Consider the following 15,216-nt stretch of genomic DNA (forward strand, 5'->3'; position numbering starts at 1 on the left):
TTATGTATAGTCTATACCCCTAGCAAATAAAGGAGAGGAGGTAATGCTGCATGGATAACATCTTAGCAAAAAGAAGACCTGAATTAGCCAAACAGTGGCATGAAACTAAAAATGGAGAATTGACCCCTTTTGATATTACATTTGGTTCCGGTAAAAAAGTATGGTGGAAATGTGAGAAAGAGCACGAATGGGAAGCCTCTCCAGTGCATCGGAATAAAGGAACAGGATGTCCTTATTGTTCCAATAAAAAAGTTTGTATTGATAATTGTCTTGCTACATTGAATCCAGAAGTAGCTAAAGAATGGCATCCCACTAAAAATGGAACAATGACTCCATATGATGTAGTTGTAGGAAGTGATAAAAAAGTATGGTGGATGTGTGAGGAAGGGCACGAATGGGAAACTAAAGTAAGTTGTCGTACAAAACGCGGTTCTGGATGTCTTTATTGTTGTGGGCAAAAGACTCTCTTTGAAAAGTCTATTGCAGTTACACATCCTGATTTGCTAAAAGAATGGCACCAATCAAAGAATATTCCTGTTGATCCTTCAACAATTTCTTTTGGTTCAGAAAGAAAGATTTGGTGGAAATGTAATAAGGGACATGAATGGAGAATTTCAGTATACAGTCGAACAAGAAAAAAAACGGGCTGTCCCTACTGTTCAGGACGTAATGCTACTATCGATAACTGTTTAGCTAAAGTATACCCGGAGATATCAAAAGAATGGCATCCAATTAAAAATGGATTACTCACTCCAAATGATGTCACTCCAAAATCGGGGAGAAAAGTATGGTGGATGTGTGAAAAAGGGCATGAATGGAAAACAACAGCTTATCAAAGAGTTGTAGGAACAAATTGTCCTTTTTGCAAACCTAGAACTTCTTTTCCAGAACAAACAATTTTCTATTTCATAAACAACAGATTTAAAAATACATTAAGTCAACACCTTACAGAAGATGGTGTAGAATTTGATATCTTTAATAGTGAGTTATCGTTTGTAATTGAATACGATGGATACTATTGGCATAGGAAGCGATATGAACAGGATGTAAAGAAAAGTAATTATGTTGCTCAAAAAGGTTTTTTGCTAATACGAGTTAGGGAAGAAGGGTTACAAGCAATAAACAATAATTCCACAATAAATATTCCCATTGGAAATCCTCCAAGTTTTAATGAATTAAACAATGTAATTTCAGAAATATTCAAACTTATATTCCTGTATAATAATCTCTGTTGTGAAAAAGTGCATATTGATACTGAAAATAAAAAATACGAGATCACTAAATTATTTAAGAAAAAAAAGGTTGAAAACTCTATCGCATTTCAGTACCCCCATCTAGTCAAAGAATGGCATCCTACCAAAAATAACAAATTAAAACCAGAACATTTTAAAAAATGGGCTCACTTAAAGGTATGGTGGAAATGTGAAAAAGGACATGAATGGGATAGTGCTATATATTCCAGAACATCTGGAGTGGGCTGTCCTTATTGTGCTAACAAAAAAGTTTGTATTGATAATTGTTTAGCTACATTAAATCCGAAAATAGCTAAACAATGGCATCCTACTAAAAATGGAACATTGACTCCTTATGGTGTAGTTGTAGGAAGTAATACAAAAGTATGGTGGATTTGTGAGAAAGGACATGAATGGGAAACTTCAGTTAATAATCGTACACAAGGTTGTGGCTGTCCTTATTGCATTAACAGAAAAATATGTATTGATAATTGTCTTGCTACATTGAATCCAGAAATGGCTAAAGAATGGCATCCTACTAAAAACGGCGAATTAACTCCATATGATGTCATGAGAAGTTCCAATAAAATAGTATGGTGGATTTGCAAAAAGGGACATAAGTGGGAATCCAAAGTGTATAAACGTATACGCTGTCCCTATTGCACTAACAGAAAAGTTTGTATTGATAATTGTCTTGCTACATTGAATCCAGAAATAGCTAAACAATGGCATCCTACTAAAAATGGCGAATTGACTCCGTATGATGTCATCAAAAATTCAAGTAAACTAGTATGGTGGAAGTGCAAAGAGGGGCACGAGTGGGAATCCAAAGTGTATCACCGTACCCAAGGTAGACGTTGTCCTTATTGTTCAAAAAGAAAAGCTCAACAAAACATGTAAAAAGATCTAACTAAACGATCTTTTTATTCTTTAATGCTTATCAATTTTTTAATTGGGCAGTTATTGGAAGTAACTTTGCACTTCCTGTCACGTGTGTTCCTAACCCTTAATATCATACTTTTCGTCTTCTGAAACTTGCAAGTTTGCAGAATGAATCAAAATTTCACAATAGACATTAAAATCATTCCTTAACTAATAAATTTCATAATCATCTAATATATCTTTCAGTTCAAACCAATCATCATCTGAAAAAACATTATCGAGTTTGGATAATTTAAATTTCAATTTCTGCGCAAAAATAAAAATGCTATCGGCCAATTTTATTAATTGATTATCATCTAACTTATATAGCGTATCACCATATAAATATTGCCATACATATTCTGTTACTTCTTTATCTTGCTCAGACGAGTTTTCTATACATTCTATAATATAAACAAAATCTTCCTTTATCTTCTCATACACTTCTTCTAATAGTAATTTTTTTGGTATCTCCATTTGATTTTCCGTTAGTGATTTGATTAATTTTTCCTTCTATTTTTTACTCAAGCTATCGCTATTAAACTTAGTTTTCAAATCAAGTAATCGGTCATATTCCGTATTCATAATATTTATGATTTCTTTCTGATTAACCCTAAGAAAATCAATATCATTATCCGTGTAAATTCCATCTGTATTGATCCTTCTAATTAGGCTATTTATATTCTTACCAATATAATTTATTTCTTTAGTTAAATCCCTATAAGCTTTCATATCCACTTCAAGTTTAAAAAAAGATTTTGCACTAGCAATTAGAAATGCTGAAACATTTTTATATCCTAATTCAGTTGCTTTATTTTTTATATAATCTTTTTCCTCATGTTCTAAAGACATTTGCAAATATGTTGTTCTTCTTTTAGCTATAATAAACACTCCTTTTTTTAAAAAAATCGAGCGAAGCGACAACAAATATATAAGCAATTTTGTAAAAAATCGCTTATATATATTTGTAAAGGTCGTAGGAATCTCCTACCAAGTCAAAAACATCGTTTTTGGGGTTTGTCATGACAAACCCGTAGCTTGCCCTTTGCTAAAGCTTCAATATTTCCTCTTCAAAATCATACCATCTTTTCCAGTTCAACCGCATAATGTGTTAAATATTTCATGAAAAAGTTGGTATGCAAATGGTGACCATAGATGATAACACAAAGATCGTAATGGAAGTCGTAGCAAAAACCTTTAAATTATAAGAGCAATCCTTATTACATGTTTTAAAATCATTAGCAAAGTTACTGGAAAATAAAGAACAACCTCCAAAAGTTTATATTCTTGATGAAAACATGAAAGTTGGTAAACAAAAAATCAATGAGCTTATTAAAAAGCATGATAAAGATGGTAGTGTAATTGCTTTAGATGAAAATTTAATTAAGTGGCAAAGAGGATTATTCTTTCTTCTTTTCCGCAGCACAAGCAAATATAATCAAAAAAGTATTAAAAATGTGGATTTGAAATAAAGTCGTACCGTTTATAAAAATGACGAACCGAAATCGGTACTGTTGCAAAGCTTTCTAAATGAGACTACACTCTAGAAAAGAGATTAAGGAGAAACACAAATACGAATTTTAAAGGAAAACGGTTCAAGAAAGATATTGTTTTGGTAGCCGTTGGCTACTACTGCCTTTTTTCTTTAAGTTATCATGATGCCTCTGAAATTTTAAAAGAGCGTGGAATCTCAGTTCACCCAACAACTATCATGTGCTGGGTTCTTGAATATGGAAACCTTGTCTATCAAATTTAGAAGAAGAAAAATAAAAATGTCCAATTATCTTGAAAACTAGATGAAACCTATATAAAAGTTAAAGAAAAATGGTGTTATTTATATCTTGCAATAGATAAAACGGGATTATAAGGCTGCTTATACCTTTATGAACAAATTAGTGAAAACATTTGGCAAACCAACAGCCCTAACAACAGGCAAAGCACCGGCATTACTTTGCCCATTTAAGAAAACAAGGTTTTTATTCAAATACAAATCATTGTACAATCAAACATTTAAACAATCTCATCGAACAGGATCATAGACATATCAAGAGGCGTTTTGCCAAGTCCACAGAATTTCAAAACCTTTGTCATGTTTCGCGTACGATAAAAGGAATCGAAGCCATTCATTATTAATCACTGCCTAAATGGTTCCAACATTTATCAACACCTGTTTATGCTTTTGAAACTTTGCAACAGAACCAAAAAATCCCCAAACAATGTGCAAGGATTAGTTAATTACGTATTTAATACCGCTTTTTTCCTTGCTAAATGATTCTTTACAGCCTCTTTGGCTTTCTTTAAGTCTATTTTCTCATTCGGAATAACATCCATTACATTAAATTTAAACAAAAAATGTTGTTTTTCTTCGGTTTCCACATAGATCATATACTGATCTCTACCAACTACATTCCCCTTCAAAGACTTTTCATTACTTAATACAAACGTACATGGCATTTCATAATGTTCTAGGTGCATTAAGATACTATCAAAAAACATATGCATAAACCTCATCGCCCTGGATTGAGCATCCATAAATGTAGCCTGTTTATCCCAAGCAAACTGAATCTCGTATTCTACTTCTTCAGCAGATAAAGATGATTTTTCTTTCCGTAATTCCTTCGTCATGTCGTTATGGTGCTTAACTAACATGATTCGTTGCGCCCTCACTATAGCGGCATACTGGATCATAATGTTTTCCCATAGCATATCCCAAAGGGGCTTTCGTTGCGATTTCTTCCATAAGATCCACAACTTCTTCTGGGAAGTGTTTACGGAAGAAACCATACGTCATAGCGTTATGGTTCCCTTTAGGAGCGCCATGACCAACAGCATTCTTGTTACCCCATTTAGGATTCTTGTTACCTGGGTTACCTACTGCATTCTTATTACCAATGGGTGCACCCGTCTTCTTTTGTGTGCATACTTTTTCTTCTTTTGTATGCACACCTTTTCGGTCCCATTTGTACCTGGTCTTCCATGACTTTACGGTGTTCACGCTGACATCATGTTTCTCTGCTATATCTTTGTACTTCATACCTTGCATGTAATCTTCTTGAGCTAACTCGTGTTTTTGCTTCACTTCATATCACCCACCACCTTCTATATAATAGGAAGAAACTCGTCATAACTCCTCCTTATGGTAACTCCTTTATAAAATAAGTATTGCTACTTAAAATACCTCAATGTAACATTAAATTGAGGTGAACATAATGCAAACTTTAAAATCTTTAAAACGTGACCTATACATATTCATTCCATTGTTCATTTATTTTTCTTCCATCTTCATTTCAATATATATTATTGACAATACATTCAACTGGATAAGTTTTATACTTGCAATAGGAATGTTATATGTCTGGGTATCGAGTTTAATGGATATTAAGAAGAAGAATTACAAAATAAAATAAAAAAGCAGCTGTTAAGCTACTTTGAATTCTTCTTATCCCCAAATGAAATGATATATATATTCTCCCGTTACACGTTCATTAATTCCAGCAATCCTAGCGAATCTCATTAAGTCCATCCCCTGAAGGAAATACATTTGGAGTGTAACTGGTACCTGTGACCACATAAGTTGATAAAGCTCATTCACTCTCTGATTCGTCGAAACGATTAAATCATTTACAGGTCCATGATTCCATGCAGAGGTTTGAACTGAAGTGAACTCAAGGTCTTTCCCATTAACCACTATTCTTGCCACACTTTGAGTTATGTCAACAACAAACACCTCCGTCATTACAAAAATCATCCTGTTTCTATACTCATATTCTTGATTGGAATTAAATGTTTATGGCAAACCCCTATTTTCATTTCGACTCAGAAACAATTTATTTTATAAAATAAAAAGCAGCGGATTCGCTACTTTAACTGTTTATTATTCACTTCTATTTCTTCTTCATTAAATGATTTTTGTACATTTCTTTTTAAATCCAATCCTTTATAAACGAGTCCCTTGAACTCTTTCATAGATAATGAATCCACTAATGGATCATTCAATACTTCCCATAATCCTATCAATTCTGTATATTTAGGCGTTTCCATGAAATATTCATGTGGTTTTACAGCTTCAAAGTGTCTATGAAATTCCCAATGACATTCTTCACATAAAGGAATAAGGTTTTTATAATCATTTGTTCCGCCTGTTTTTAACGGAATTTTATGATGTAGGTGAACATCTATTTTTGAAAAGCATTTTTCGCACATTTTAGGTTTTTTAGTCTGCTTTCAGTATTGCTTACTTATATTTCGGAATTTCTGCCGAAGCTGTTCATATTCCTCCATCATAATTCCTCCCCTTTTAATTCTTTCGCTTTCGCATAAATAGTAGAACGCGGCACACCTGTCATTTTTGAAATATCATTTACACTCAAACCATTTTCCTTCCTATTTAAAAATAAGTTCATGGCTTGTTTAACTTGCTTTTCATCCTGCCCTTTACGTCCCATATGTTTACCCATCGCTTTAGCTCTTTCTCTGCCTTCAGCTGTTCTTTCATTAATTAAATCTCTTTCAAACTCAGCAATAGCTCCTAGCATAGTGAACATTAATTTACCCGCCGGTGTAGAGAAATCAATTTGTTCTTTAAGAAATAACACCCCTATTCCTCGATCAGCTAATTCATTTGCAATCTTATGTAAGTCGAATATTGATCTAGCTAAACGGTCTATTTTACAAACAACAAATTTATCTCCATCTCTCATATACTCTAATGCTTTTTGCAATTCTTCTCGATCGCTATTAGCTCCACTATATTTTTCAGAATATATTTTTTTACATCCATAATCTGTTAATATTTCAATTTGCGCATCTAAATTTTGATCCTTTGTACTTACCCTTGCATAACCAACGATAGCCATCTAAATCACCTCAAAATAGTCTAAAAGTCTTAAGAATTATATACTTTTATTTTAGACTATCTTTTAGACATTAACAACTATCTGTTTACAAAGTTTTTGACCTATAAAATTTAATTGTACAAAAGGGTCAACTTTTAGACAGGTAAGCAAGACATTTATTTCCGTCCGTTGTGTTCGTTTGTTTTGTTATCTTTCCTTAACAACAAACAAGACGCCAACCAGATCACGGCAGCGCCTAAGATAATTGCTATTGGTTTAATCATTAACAAATATATCTGGCCCCTTCTTCAACGCGTACGAGAAACCCGAAATAAATACAACACTAAATATAATAATAGAAGACCACATATTAAAATGATATCCTTTACCTGCAACTAAATTATATATGTTATGGACCAAGAAATTAGCACCTATAATAATTCCGCCTAACATTGAACTAATTAAAATGCTCATTAAATAAAACTTGAACTTCTGGAACATTTCCCTTCTACCCCTTTTCTAAAATAAATTTTATTTAGGTTATACCAGAAAATTGTACCATTTATTTTCCATATATTATCAAAACTATGTTTTAATTAAGGTTATTTTAAGGAAGGCATTATCTATCCAAATATCCATTTTGTTCAATAAAAAAAGAACACTATAAAGTGCCCTAAACTTCTGAGTATTAAATATACGACAATGCCCAGACCGTTCTAATGGCGCAACATAAAAGAGCTTTATAGCGGAATATATATAGCTCTCGGAAAAGGAATAAGTTGGTTGGCATTGACTCGATATTGTATGTTTGGGAATTCCTTATGTGCAATAAAAAAAGAGCCCTATAAGGTGCTCGTCCGATACGATTATAAAGAATGAATACGTCGTGTCAGTTATTAGTATATGCTTGTCTCATTCAAAGTTTTACTGGTTTAATGTGTAATTTCTACATAACAAAGAAAAAAGCACCCATTATGGATGCTTTTTTTGTATTTAATCCTTCTTCTCTTTTACCACCAAAGAGAATACATTGTCCAAATTAACCATACGATCTCCAAATCTGAAGAATCTAGCTTCTCTTGCTTGTATAGAATTTTCTATAGCAGCAACTGTTACTGTCTTTTTATGCTCAATTTCAAATTCGTGTTGTTTACCATCGACTGCTTCTATGCTTATTATAAATTTTTTCATTTACTTATTCCCCGCCTCTCCCAATCTATCTATTCGACAGAAAAGAAGAATATCCTACAAAACAAAAAGCCATCACCGAAAGGTGACAGCTCCTAAAGGGGAAGAAAGATAACAAATGGCAATAAGTATCTCTTCATTTCAAGGCTGATTACTCTCAACCTTCTCCAAGCCACCGCATCAATAGTATGGCTACACGCCCTGTGTCGGTGACTGGGAGAAGAATAAGAATCTTCTCTTTTATACTCCGTGGAGTCGGCTACTTAATGTCATTTTCGCCAATTACGTTTACACAACGTGATTATATCCAGACGCATATATTTCTTCCTACGCCTTGTTTGAACCAACACACAAGACTGAGGGGAATGTTCAGCTGTATTGGCTCAAACAAAGAGCGGAAGCTCTCTGCTCGTTTAATCGTTTAGAAGAAGAACCTTGACTTACATTAGTTATTGTCGTGAGCAACTCCTTATAAATCAATTGACACTTCTTTTATAACATATAGTTCATTCAATCGAACGAACCATCATTCCATCGGTAAAACGATCCAGTTTTAACATAGAAATCAAGAAACCACATGACAGGGTGGTTTTACTACCTATGAGTTTACAAACGAAAGGCGGTACGTTTATACACTCAATAAGAAGTAAAATATAAATAATTTCGGGAAACTCTTATCCCCTCTAGCCTCCGCGTCACCGAGTAACGTTATTATAATGGGAACGCTATCCCCAAAACGTATTCTCTTTTCAAAGAACTGTTTATAGGAATAGCTTATAATTTTCACGTTTTTATTTAGTCCCCCAAAAAGTTCGCGTTTTGTTCGCGCTTTTTAGATTATTCCCAGCGCTGTAGCAATCAACTTAACCGCACTCTGCTTCTTCTCATAGAAGTATGTCTTCTTGAGTAATAGATCGTGATAAACATCTGAATCCTTTACTCTCTCATTTGTCAGGAACTTTCGCTCTACAATATTACGCTCATCCTCATCTAATAAGTTATTAAGTGCCTTTTCAACCTGCTGCACCTTCCATTTACTCGTATTCCTTGAATCACGTAACTCAGGAAACAAACTGATCCCTTCTTGCTCCACGTCATTGCTGAATCGCATCTTGAGTGCTCTGTATTCCTTTAATACGCTTACTACTTCCTTCTGTACTTTCTTATCATCGATATCCGGTAACAAAGTCAATTGTCTCTCCAAGTCGGAATCCCCCTATTTCAAATTTTGGTTTTTACATTCACATCAAGTACGTGAAATTTTAATATCTCATTGTTGAATAAGGGAAACATGCATAGCAAGTATCCCCACCATCCACTCTGCATGGTTCCGTTATCCATTAAGCCTTTAATAATTTACGTTTCTTATTGGTCATCTTCTCTTTTGCTGCTTCAATGTTATTTGCTATCCTTGTATGGTCCTGATCAAATTGAATCATTCCATCTAGCGTTCCTGAAATTAATCCTGTCTCATCAATGTATTGTAAGTAATCAACTGGAGCTCGATCCGTCTGATCTACCAAGTATCCATAAATATCAAAATCTGCTCTCGGTATCGACTTCTTGCCTTTTGGTTGCTGTGACATTCTTATATAACATCGAATCGCTGATAGTGGTACCACGAATACTGACTTATCCTTGCTGAACTCTATAAGGAAGAAACAAATCGCTCCCATCTTCTCTGCTTTTTCCAGGTAATCCAACTGATGCTGCGCGATGTTCTTTAAATCAAATCGTGTAGCATTCTCTGTAGACTTCGCTTCAAACGCAATAGCTCGTCCCTTATAAACGCCATCATAGTCCACTGTACTTTTAGCTTCATAGAATCCATTTAATACACGACCGCCTTTACTTTTTAACACCTTCACAGGAGTTGGACGCTTGTTTATAAGCGCCACACCCCCTCTTTGATACATTTTCATTCGCTAGATTGATAACCTTCTCAAAATGCATTCCTCTGTTTCCTAAGCCCATTGTTATTTCCTCACTTTCTATTCAAAGGATTATTTTGTTCAGTCTTTTCACTTCATTCAATTAAAGATTTTTCATGGTATAATATTATTCATTTACATAAATTAACTATTTCACAAAAGGAGGTAACGATTATGAATAAATGGAGTATCGCTATCATATATTGCTCTCTTTTAACAACATTTTGTTATTTATCCATTAAAACTGTACTTTTATCTGCTATGACTCCTACATCATCTCCAAACCCTAAGTTTTTTGTTGGGATATTTGGATTAACATTTGGCGGTTTGATATTCGGATTCGGAATACGAAAATACGTCTCGTTTGCTACCGAAGATGAAAAAGAACGCCGAAAACTTAAAACCATGTTTTCTATCATTTCGATTTTATCTTGCTATATTGCAATTATGTTATTTTTTATCTAATTCATTATGTCCACCTGAATAAAACTCAATATTCCGTCAATACTGCAGATACAGTTTCTGATTCCCCTTCATACCCGAAGGCTGAGCAGTTAGTTTTTGCTAACTGCTCTTATATTTATAACAAAGATAAGATTCTTTAGAATGATTCTTCTTTATTTCTCAATATAAGGAGCCTTGGATTTTCATTAAAACTCCTGTAGTATATGAACAAAGAGTAAGGTAAGAGTTACTCTTTGCCATTTTAGGAAAGGTTCTGTTGGAGACAACAGGATCTTTTTTCGTAAAGAGACGGTTTTGCTTAATTTTTCACCACTAACCACAAAAAAAAATCTTATAATCGTTATATAATAAATTAAAGGATTAGGGGTAGATCAAATGCCAGTTACACTAGAACTTATTCTTTTCATTCTTATAGCAATTAGTGCTGTTGGCTATTTAATAAAAGAATTTCAAAAAACTAGGAAAAGAACACTTGGAATTTCAATAGAATTTTTGGTTCTTTTCTGGTCAATATGGAGAATATCGACTATCATAATCTAATTTGTAAAATATAATCTCCCCTGAATAAAACTCAATATTCCGTCAATACTGTAGATGACATTAGATTTTCTCCTTGTTCCCCCTTGGAGAACCGAGTGGTTAGCTTTTGCTAGCTGCTCTTTTTTTGTTTTAAACTAATACAAAATGAAATTTTTATATTAAACCTTCAATCTTTGCTATCGCTTCAAATATGGGATAGATCTGTTGAGGAACAACGGCATTTCCTAAGAATCTCAATCTATCTTCGTCCAATCTTGTGGCAGTCCCATCATCCATTCCACAAACTGTGGGTTGATCTTCTTCCCAATATATTCTGGAAAGTGTTCCCCGATTGATCCTGGTAGTGTTTTTCCGTGCTTCCTGTTTGCTTCTGAAGGGCACAACTCGCGAATCGGCTTGTAATTTTGACTTGTCGTTGGAGTGGCCAATAATAAATGTCCGGTATCTTTGATGTGGCGCGCCGACACTGACAGCCAGAAATACGAACGTCCTTGTCGAGTAGTTTTCTTCTTCCAAGTCGGAGAGCACGGTGTCCAGCAACATTTTCTCCAACAAACCAAGTGGGTCTGAGTTCTCTAATGATTCGGAATACTTCTGGCCATAACCATCTTTCGTCTTCTGCGCCTCTTCGCTTACCAACAAGACTTTCTCCCTGACAGGAATATCCTGCTGAAATAACTCCAATTGCATCAACGTCAACACCTCCATCTATTAATGATTGTTTCGTAAGTTTATATAAATCCGGGAAAATAGGAATGTTAGGATAGTTCTTCCTGAGTACCTTCTGATTGAATTCCTCTATTTCACAAAAGGCTGCTGTTTCGATCCCAACCCAATCTGCTACCATACTTATTCCTGCAATTCCCGAACATAGATCCAACATTTTCATATCCTATTCCCCTTTGTTTTAAACTAGAGTTTTTGTGTAGTTCCATCACACCATAGATGTATAGATAACTATATATTCCGATGTTAAAATGTTATTGTGATTCTCATATAGAGTCACATACGACTTTTTCTCTGTTTATGGGGCTCTTACTTAATAGTAAGAGCTATTTTTTATTTAATTATCATTGTCACTTCTTCGTATTCTACAATTCGATATGCAATATTACATATTCTGTATGTTCAATTTACAAACATGAGATAATTATTTTATAAGAATATTTAAAGTTAATATTGAAGGGGGAATACTAAATGTCTTTCTTTTCTTGGGCTCCTCTTATTTTCTTAATAATTGTTGCAATCAGCATTTCTATTAAAAGGGCTAAGAAACAATAACTTTATATAGTTACAACACTTTATTACTAGGAGGTGTAATTATGTCATTTGCAACCTGGAGTGCGATTTTTATGACTATAATTGGTGCAATGTCCGGAGCAATCTTTGGTACAATTTCCTCTAGAAATAAGAACAAAAATACCAACTAAAAAACCTAATAATAAAACTTAATATCTATTTTAGTGACAGCTGATACGATCTTAATATTTTAGCTGTCATTTTCTATTCAAATTACGCTTTTGTTCACTTTTTTGATACATTTACGAAACATCCATGTGTTATCTTCAGTAAGTTCTATTCTTTTTTATAATATCGTGTGAAATATACCAAACCGAGAAGCCCTAGCCCCCTAATCCTAGGGCTCCTTCATTTAAATATGGATTTTATGCACTTTTATTCTTTTCACAAACTTAAATATTTGTTATACGTAATATATAAATTTATGTTATGATGTTTTTGTGAAACATCACGTGTTTCAAATACAACATTTTTTGATGACCCCTTATCTTTCCGTAAGAGGTCTTTTTTTTATAGCTATTTTGTTTAAATTTACCTTAATTCGCATCGAATTTTCTTAACATTCAAATTAACAACTGTATAATATAATTAAACTATTTGTATGAGAGGTGATTTTTATGAAATGGAAACAAAAATACAATCCAAAGTATCTCTTTTACCGCATGTATAGTTATATTTATAAAGCTCTTGATGATATATCATGGTCCTTAAAATAATTTAGATTGGTATGAGTACATATTTACTGTGTGCTCTTTCCACATTTCCATAAGATAACGCTTTTGTTTAATTTATATTATAAAAATTCATTTTCATAGGGACTTCCCTTATATGCTATACTCATTCATAAATAATTGTATAAGGAATGTTAATAATGGATGATAGATCGTCAAGACAATGGAAAATACGACAAAAGTTAAGAGAACTGAAAACAAAAAACAGAAATGATACAAACCCTTTGTTTAATGAATGCCTTGAATCCCTAGGAAACGAAACTCTCATTTTCTCTCAGGAAAAAAGCCAGCAGATTGCTACTACTTTAATGAATTCATTTCCTATAACTGTCTCGGGAAGAATAGATTGGGAACAGATAGACAGTCAATTAATAGCTTCGAACAAAGAACAACTAATCTCCCTTATTAGAGAAAACCAACTAGATTTTGATGAACAAATTTTTATAATATGGGATAACTATGAGATCCCTGTATTAAGTACAAATCTTGATAAAGTATTCCAATCACTAGTTGACGTTGATGCAGTCAGTTTTTATTACTGGCTATTAGATAAAGAATATAGATTCATAATTGAAATAAACAATGAAGAATTGATTAAGGTTGGATTTCGCTAATACTCTAAGCATATTTCCTTATTCTGCTGTTCTATAAAATTCATTTTTTATTTTAATCAAATACTTCAATCAGATGTAAAAGTTACGTAAAGATTGCTATGATTCAATCTTCCTACCCCAGGAACGTTATATAATGAATTTGCAAACATCAGATTTGCACCTTTCTGTACGACATAACTCTTTGCTAGGAGCAAATCCTAGCCTTTTTTATTTAATCCCCGTTGATCCGAAGCCATAGCTTCCTCTCTTGCTCTCAGACAGCTCGTTCACCTCAACGAAATTAGCTGTTTCTACTGGCGCTATGACACCTTGAGCAATACGAGTTCCTCTTTCAATTACATGGGCTTGCATACTTGCCTCTTTAGGGACTTCAATGTTATCAACTAGAACACCAATCTCTCCTCTAAAACCACTATCTACAGTTCCAAGAACCACTCGTAACTTTGTATCACGCGTCATACCGCTACGCGGGCGCACCTGCAACTCATATCCTGGCGGGATTTCGAACGCCAATCCCGTTGGTACAACCTTTGTTTCTCCAGGCCATATAATTGTGTCCGCTGCCGCTACAAGATCAAAACCCGAATCCCCTGGTTTCGCATACTTCGGCAATTCTACATCTTTCAATCGTTTAATTTTCATTCTTAACTTCATTTTCCCCGCTCCTTATAAATAACTTCTCAATTCTTCTTTCCGGTTCTTCAACTCTTCCAAAGAACGCTTTGTCTTACATTTTTCACTATCCAATCCAACCAAGTGATATTCCAACTTACGAATCTCGCTTTCTACTACATAAAGTTCACTTTGCACCTGCACCACGGTTTCTTTTTTCATTACTTACCTCCCACTCTGCTTCTTGCTTTCTGTAAAAATCCTTAATTGCTTGTTCCCAATACGTGTAATTGCAACTTGTTACGACCATTACTCTTCACCTCCTTTCAATAGCTTTCTTAGTTCCTCACATGACCCTTCATATAAATCACGGCCATCAGGTAATTTAAATACATGCCTATCAATTAAACGTTCTATTAACCTGTCTTGCTCGTTCATGCTGCCTCCTAACTGATTTGCTTCTTCTTATACTTACGTGGTGGCTTTGTAGCTGCTTCATATGGATCCATCTTCCTTTTAACTCTCTGGTAAAAGGTCTTATTACTAATCCCATTCGATTCCGCTAAAGGAATGTACTTTTCGAATCCTTTTGGCGTGGTAGCTGCTTCGTATGACGTCATGCCGTTACGTTTTCGTCTGTAAAAGGTGGATTCACTAATCCCATTTTTCTCAGCTAATTTCAGTAATTTTTTATTCTTTTCATTTCCTTCCCAACTCGTACCGACTGGTGTCGTTATGGCACGTTCCAAACTCCAATGCAGCTCTTCCATTCGTTGATCTAGATTTTTCTTGCTAACGCCAATTTCAGCAGCCTTTGCATAATCTTTTAATGTTGGCTTCCCCATTTG

The 15,216-nt window shown here is 34.1% G+C and carries 15 protein-coding genes and 6 pseudogenes; 6 read left to right on the forward strand and 15 right to left on the reverse strand.

The features are described 5' to 3' along the window. Positions 1-50: 50 nt before the first annotated feature. A complete protein-coding gene (locus tag MKX37_RS27030; protein WP_078206792.1) occupies positions 51-2,132 on the forward strand; it encodes a zinc-ribbon domain-containing protein in 2,082 nt (693 codons plus the stop codon). A gap of 192 nt (positions 2,133-2,324) precedes the next feature. Here the strand turns inward: MKX37_RS27030 and MKX37_RS27035 are convergent. After that, positions 2,325-3,005, reverse strand: a pseudogene (locus MKX37_RS27035) (hypothetical protein). A 446-nt stretch (positions 3,006-3,451) separates the two neighbouring features. Here MKX37_RS27035 and MKX37_RS27040 point away from each other — a divergent pair. Both MKX37_RS27040 and MKX37_RS27045 read left to right on the forward strand, forming a co-directional pair. Continuing rightward, entirely contained in the window at positions 3,452-3,625 is a 174-nt protein-coding gene (locus MKX37_RS27040) for a hypothetical protein (RefSeq protein ID WP_254841672.1), read from the forward strand. 134 nt (positions 3,626-3,759) lie between these two features. Beyond that, positions 3,760-4,286, forward strand: a pseudogene (locus MKX37_RS27045) (IS6 family transposase). A 102-nt stretch (positions 4,287-4,388) separates the two neighbouring features. On the opposite strand, the pseudogene terS reads toward MKX37_RS27045, so the two are convergent. The 8 genes and pseudogenes from terS to MKX37_RS27090 all read right to left on the reverse strand — a co-directional run bounded on the left by terS (position 4,389) and on the right by MKX37_RS27090 (position 10,150). Next, positions 4,389-5,232: pseudogene (terS, locus tag MKX37_RS27055) on the reverse strand (phage terminase small subunit). 360 nt (positions 5,233-5,592) lie between these two features. Further along, positions 5,593-5,889, reverse strand: coding sequence for a hypothetical protein (locus MKX37_RS27060; protein WP_078206790.1), 297 nt, complete (start codon positions 5,887-5,889; stop codon positions 5,593-5,595). Between the two features lie 122 nt (positions 5,890-6,011). Then, entirely contained in the window at positions 6,012-6,356 is a 345-nt protein-coding gene (locus tag MKX37_RS27065) for an HNH endonuclease (protein WP_078206789.1), read from the reverse strand. Between the two features lie 77 nt (positions 6,357-6,433). After that, positions 6,434-7,009: a recombinase family protein gene (locus MKX37_RS27070; protein WP_078206788.1), complete on the reverse strand. Its 576-nt coding sequence runs from the start codon at positions 7,007-7,009 to the stop codon at positions 6,434-6,436. 255 nt (positions 7,010-7,264) lie between these two features. Then, entirely contained in the window at positions 7,265-7,489 is a 225-nt protein-coding gene (locus MKX37_RS27075; protein WP_033728886.1) for a hypothetical protein, read from the reverse strand. Positions 7,490-7,981: 492 nt separating this feature from the next. Next, positions 7,982-8,179 carry a hypothetical protein gene (locus MKX37_RS27080; RefSeq protein WP_016119215.1) on the reverse strand — a complete coding sequence of 66 codons (198 nt, stop codon included), beginning with the start codon at positions 8,177-8,179 and terminating at the stop codon, positions 7,982-7,984. 829 nt (positions 8,180-9,008) lie between these two features. Beyond that, entirely contained in the window at positions 9,009-9,380 is a 372-nt protein-coding gene (locus tag MKX37_RS27085; protein ID WP_078206787.1) for an ArpU family phage packaging/lysis transcriptional regulator, read from the reverse strand. Positions 9,381-9,516: 136 nt separating this feature from the next. Further along, a pseudogene (locus MKX37_RS27090) lies at positions 9,517-10,150 on the reverse strand (Holliday junction resolvase RecU). A 131-nt stretch (positions 10,151-10,281) separates the two neighbouring features. On the opposite strand from MKX37_RS27090, the gene MKX37_RS27095 reads away from it, so the two are divergent. Then, complete coding sequence (locus tag MKX37_RS27095; protein ID WP_033728788.1) at positions 10,282-10,572, forward strand: hypothetical protein; 291 nt, start codon at positions 10,282-10,284, stop codon at positions 10,570-10,572. A 693-nt stretch (positions 10,573-11,265) separates the two neighbouring features. On the opposite strand, the pseudogene MKX37_RS27100 reads toward MKX37_RS27095, so the two are convergent. After that, positions 11,266-12,001, reverse strand: a pseudogene (locus MKX37_RS27100) (DNA cytosine methyltransferase). Positions 12,002-12,352: 351 nt separating this feature from the next. Here MKX37_RS27100 and MKX37_RS27105 point away from each other — a divergent pair. Next, positions 12,353-12,542, forward strand: a pseudogene (locus MKX37_RS27105) (hypothetical protein). A gap of 740 nt (positions 12,543-13,282) precedes the next feature. Continuing rightward, positions 13,283-13,756 carry a CDI toxin immunity protein gene (locus tag MKX37_RS27110; RefSeq protein ID WP_078206786.1) on the forward strand — a complete coding sequence of 158 codons (474 nt, stop codon included), beginning with the start codon at positions 13,283-13,285 and terminating at the stop codon, positions 13,754-13,756. 207 nt (positions 13,757-13,963) lie between these two features. Here MKX37_RS27110 and dut read toward each other — a convergent pair whose 3' ends face one another. From dut to MKX37_RS27135, 5 genes are read right to left on the reverse strand one after another with little or no spacing between them, the layout of a single operon-like run. Then, positions 13,964-14,410, reverse strand: coding sequence for a dUTP diphosphatase (gene dut / locus MKX37_RS27115; protein ID WP_078206785.1), 447 nt, complete (start codon positions 14,408-14,410; stop codon positions 13,964-13,966). 12 nt (positions 14,411-14,422) lie between these two features. Continuing rightward, the gene (locus MKX37_RS27120) at positions 14,423-14,590 is read right to left on the reverse strand and encodes a hypothetical protein (protein WP_165758161.1); all 168 of its coding nucleotides are present in this window, start codon (positions 14,588-14,590) and stop codon (positions 14,423-14,425) included. Continuing rightward, positions 14,556-14,678, reverse strand: coding sequence for a hypothetical protein (locus tag MKX37_RS27125; RefSeq protein ID WP_265177111.1), 123 nt, complete (start codon positions 14,676-14,678; stop codon positions 14,556-14,558). Before MKX37_RS27125 ends, MKX37_RS27120 begins: the two co-directional genes overlap by 35 nt. After that, a complete protein-coding gene (gene fbpA / locus MKX37_RS27130; protein WP_078206784.1) occupies positions 14,678-14,806 on the reverse strand; it encodes a Fur-regulated basic protein FbpA in 129 nt (42 codons plus the stop codon). The genes MKX37_RS27125 and fbpA overlap by 1 nt, the downstream gene beginning before the upstream one ends. 8 nt (positions 14,807-14,814) lie before the next feature. Continuing rightward, complete coding sequence (locus MKX37_RS27135; RefSeq protein ID WP_341089587.1) at positions 14,815-15,213, reverse strand: hypothetical protein; 399 nt, start codon at positions 15,211-15,213, stop codon at positions 14,815-14,817. Positions 15,214-15,216 lie beyond the last annotated feature (3 nt).

It is taken from the genome of Bacillus sp. FSL R5-0709, assembly GCF_038004785.1.
Lineage (GTDB): Bacteria > Bacillota > Bacilli > Bacillales > Bacillaceae_G > Bacillus_A > Bacillus_A mycoides.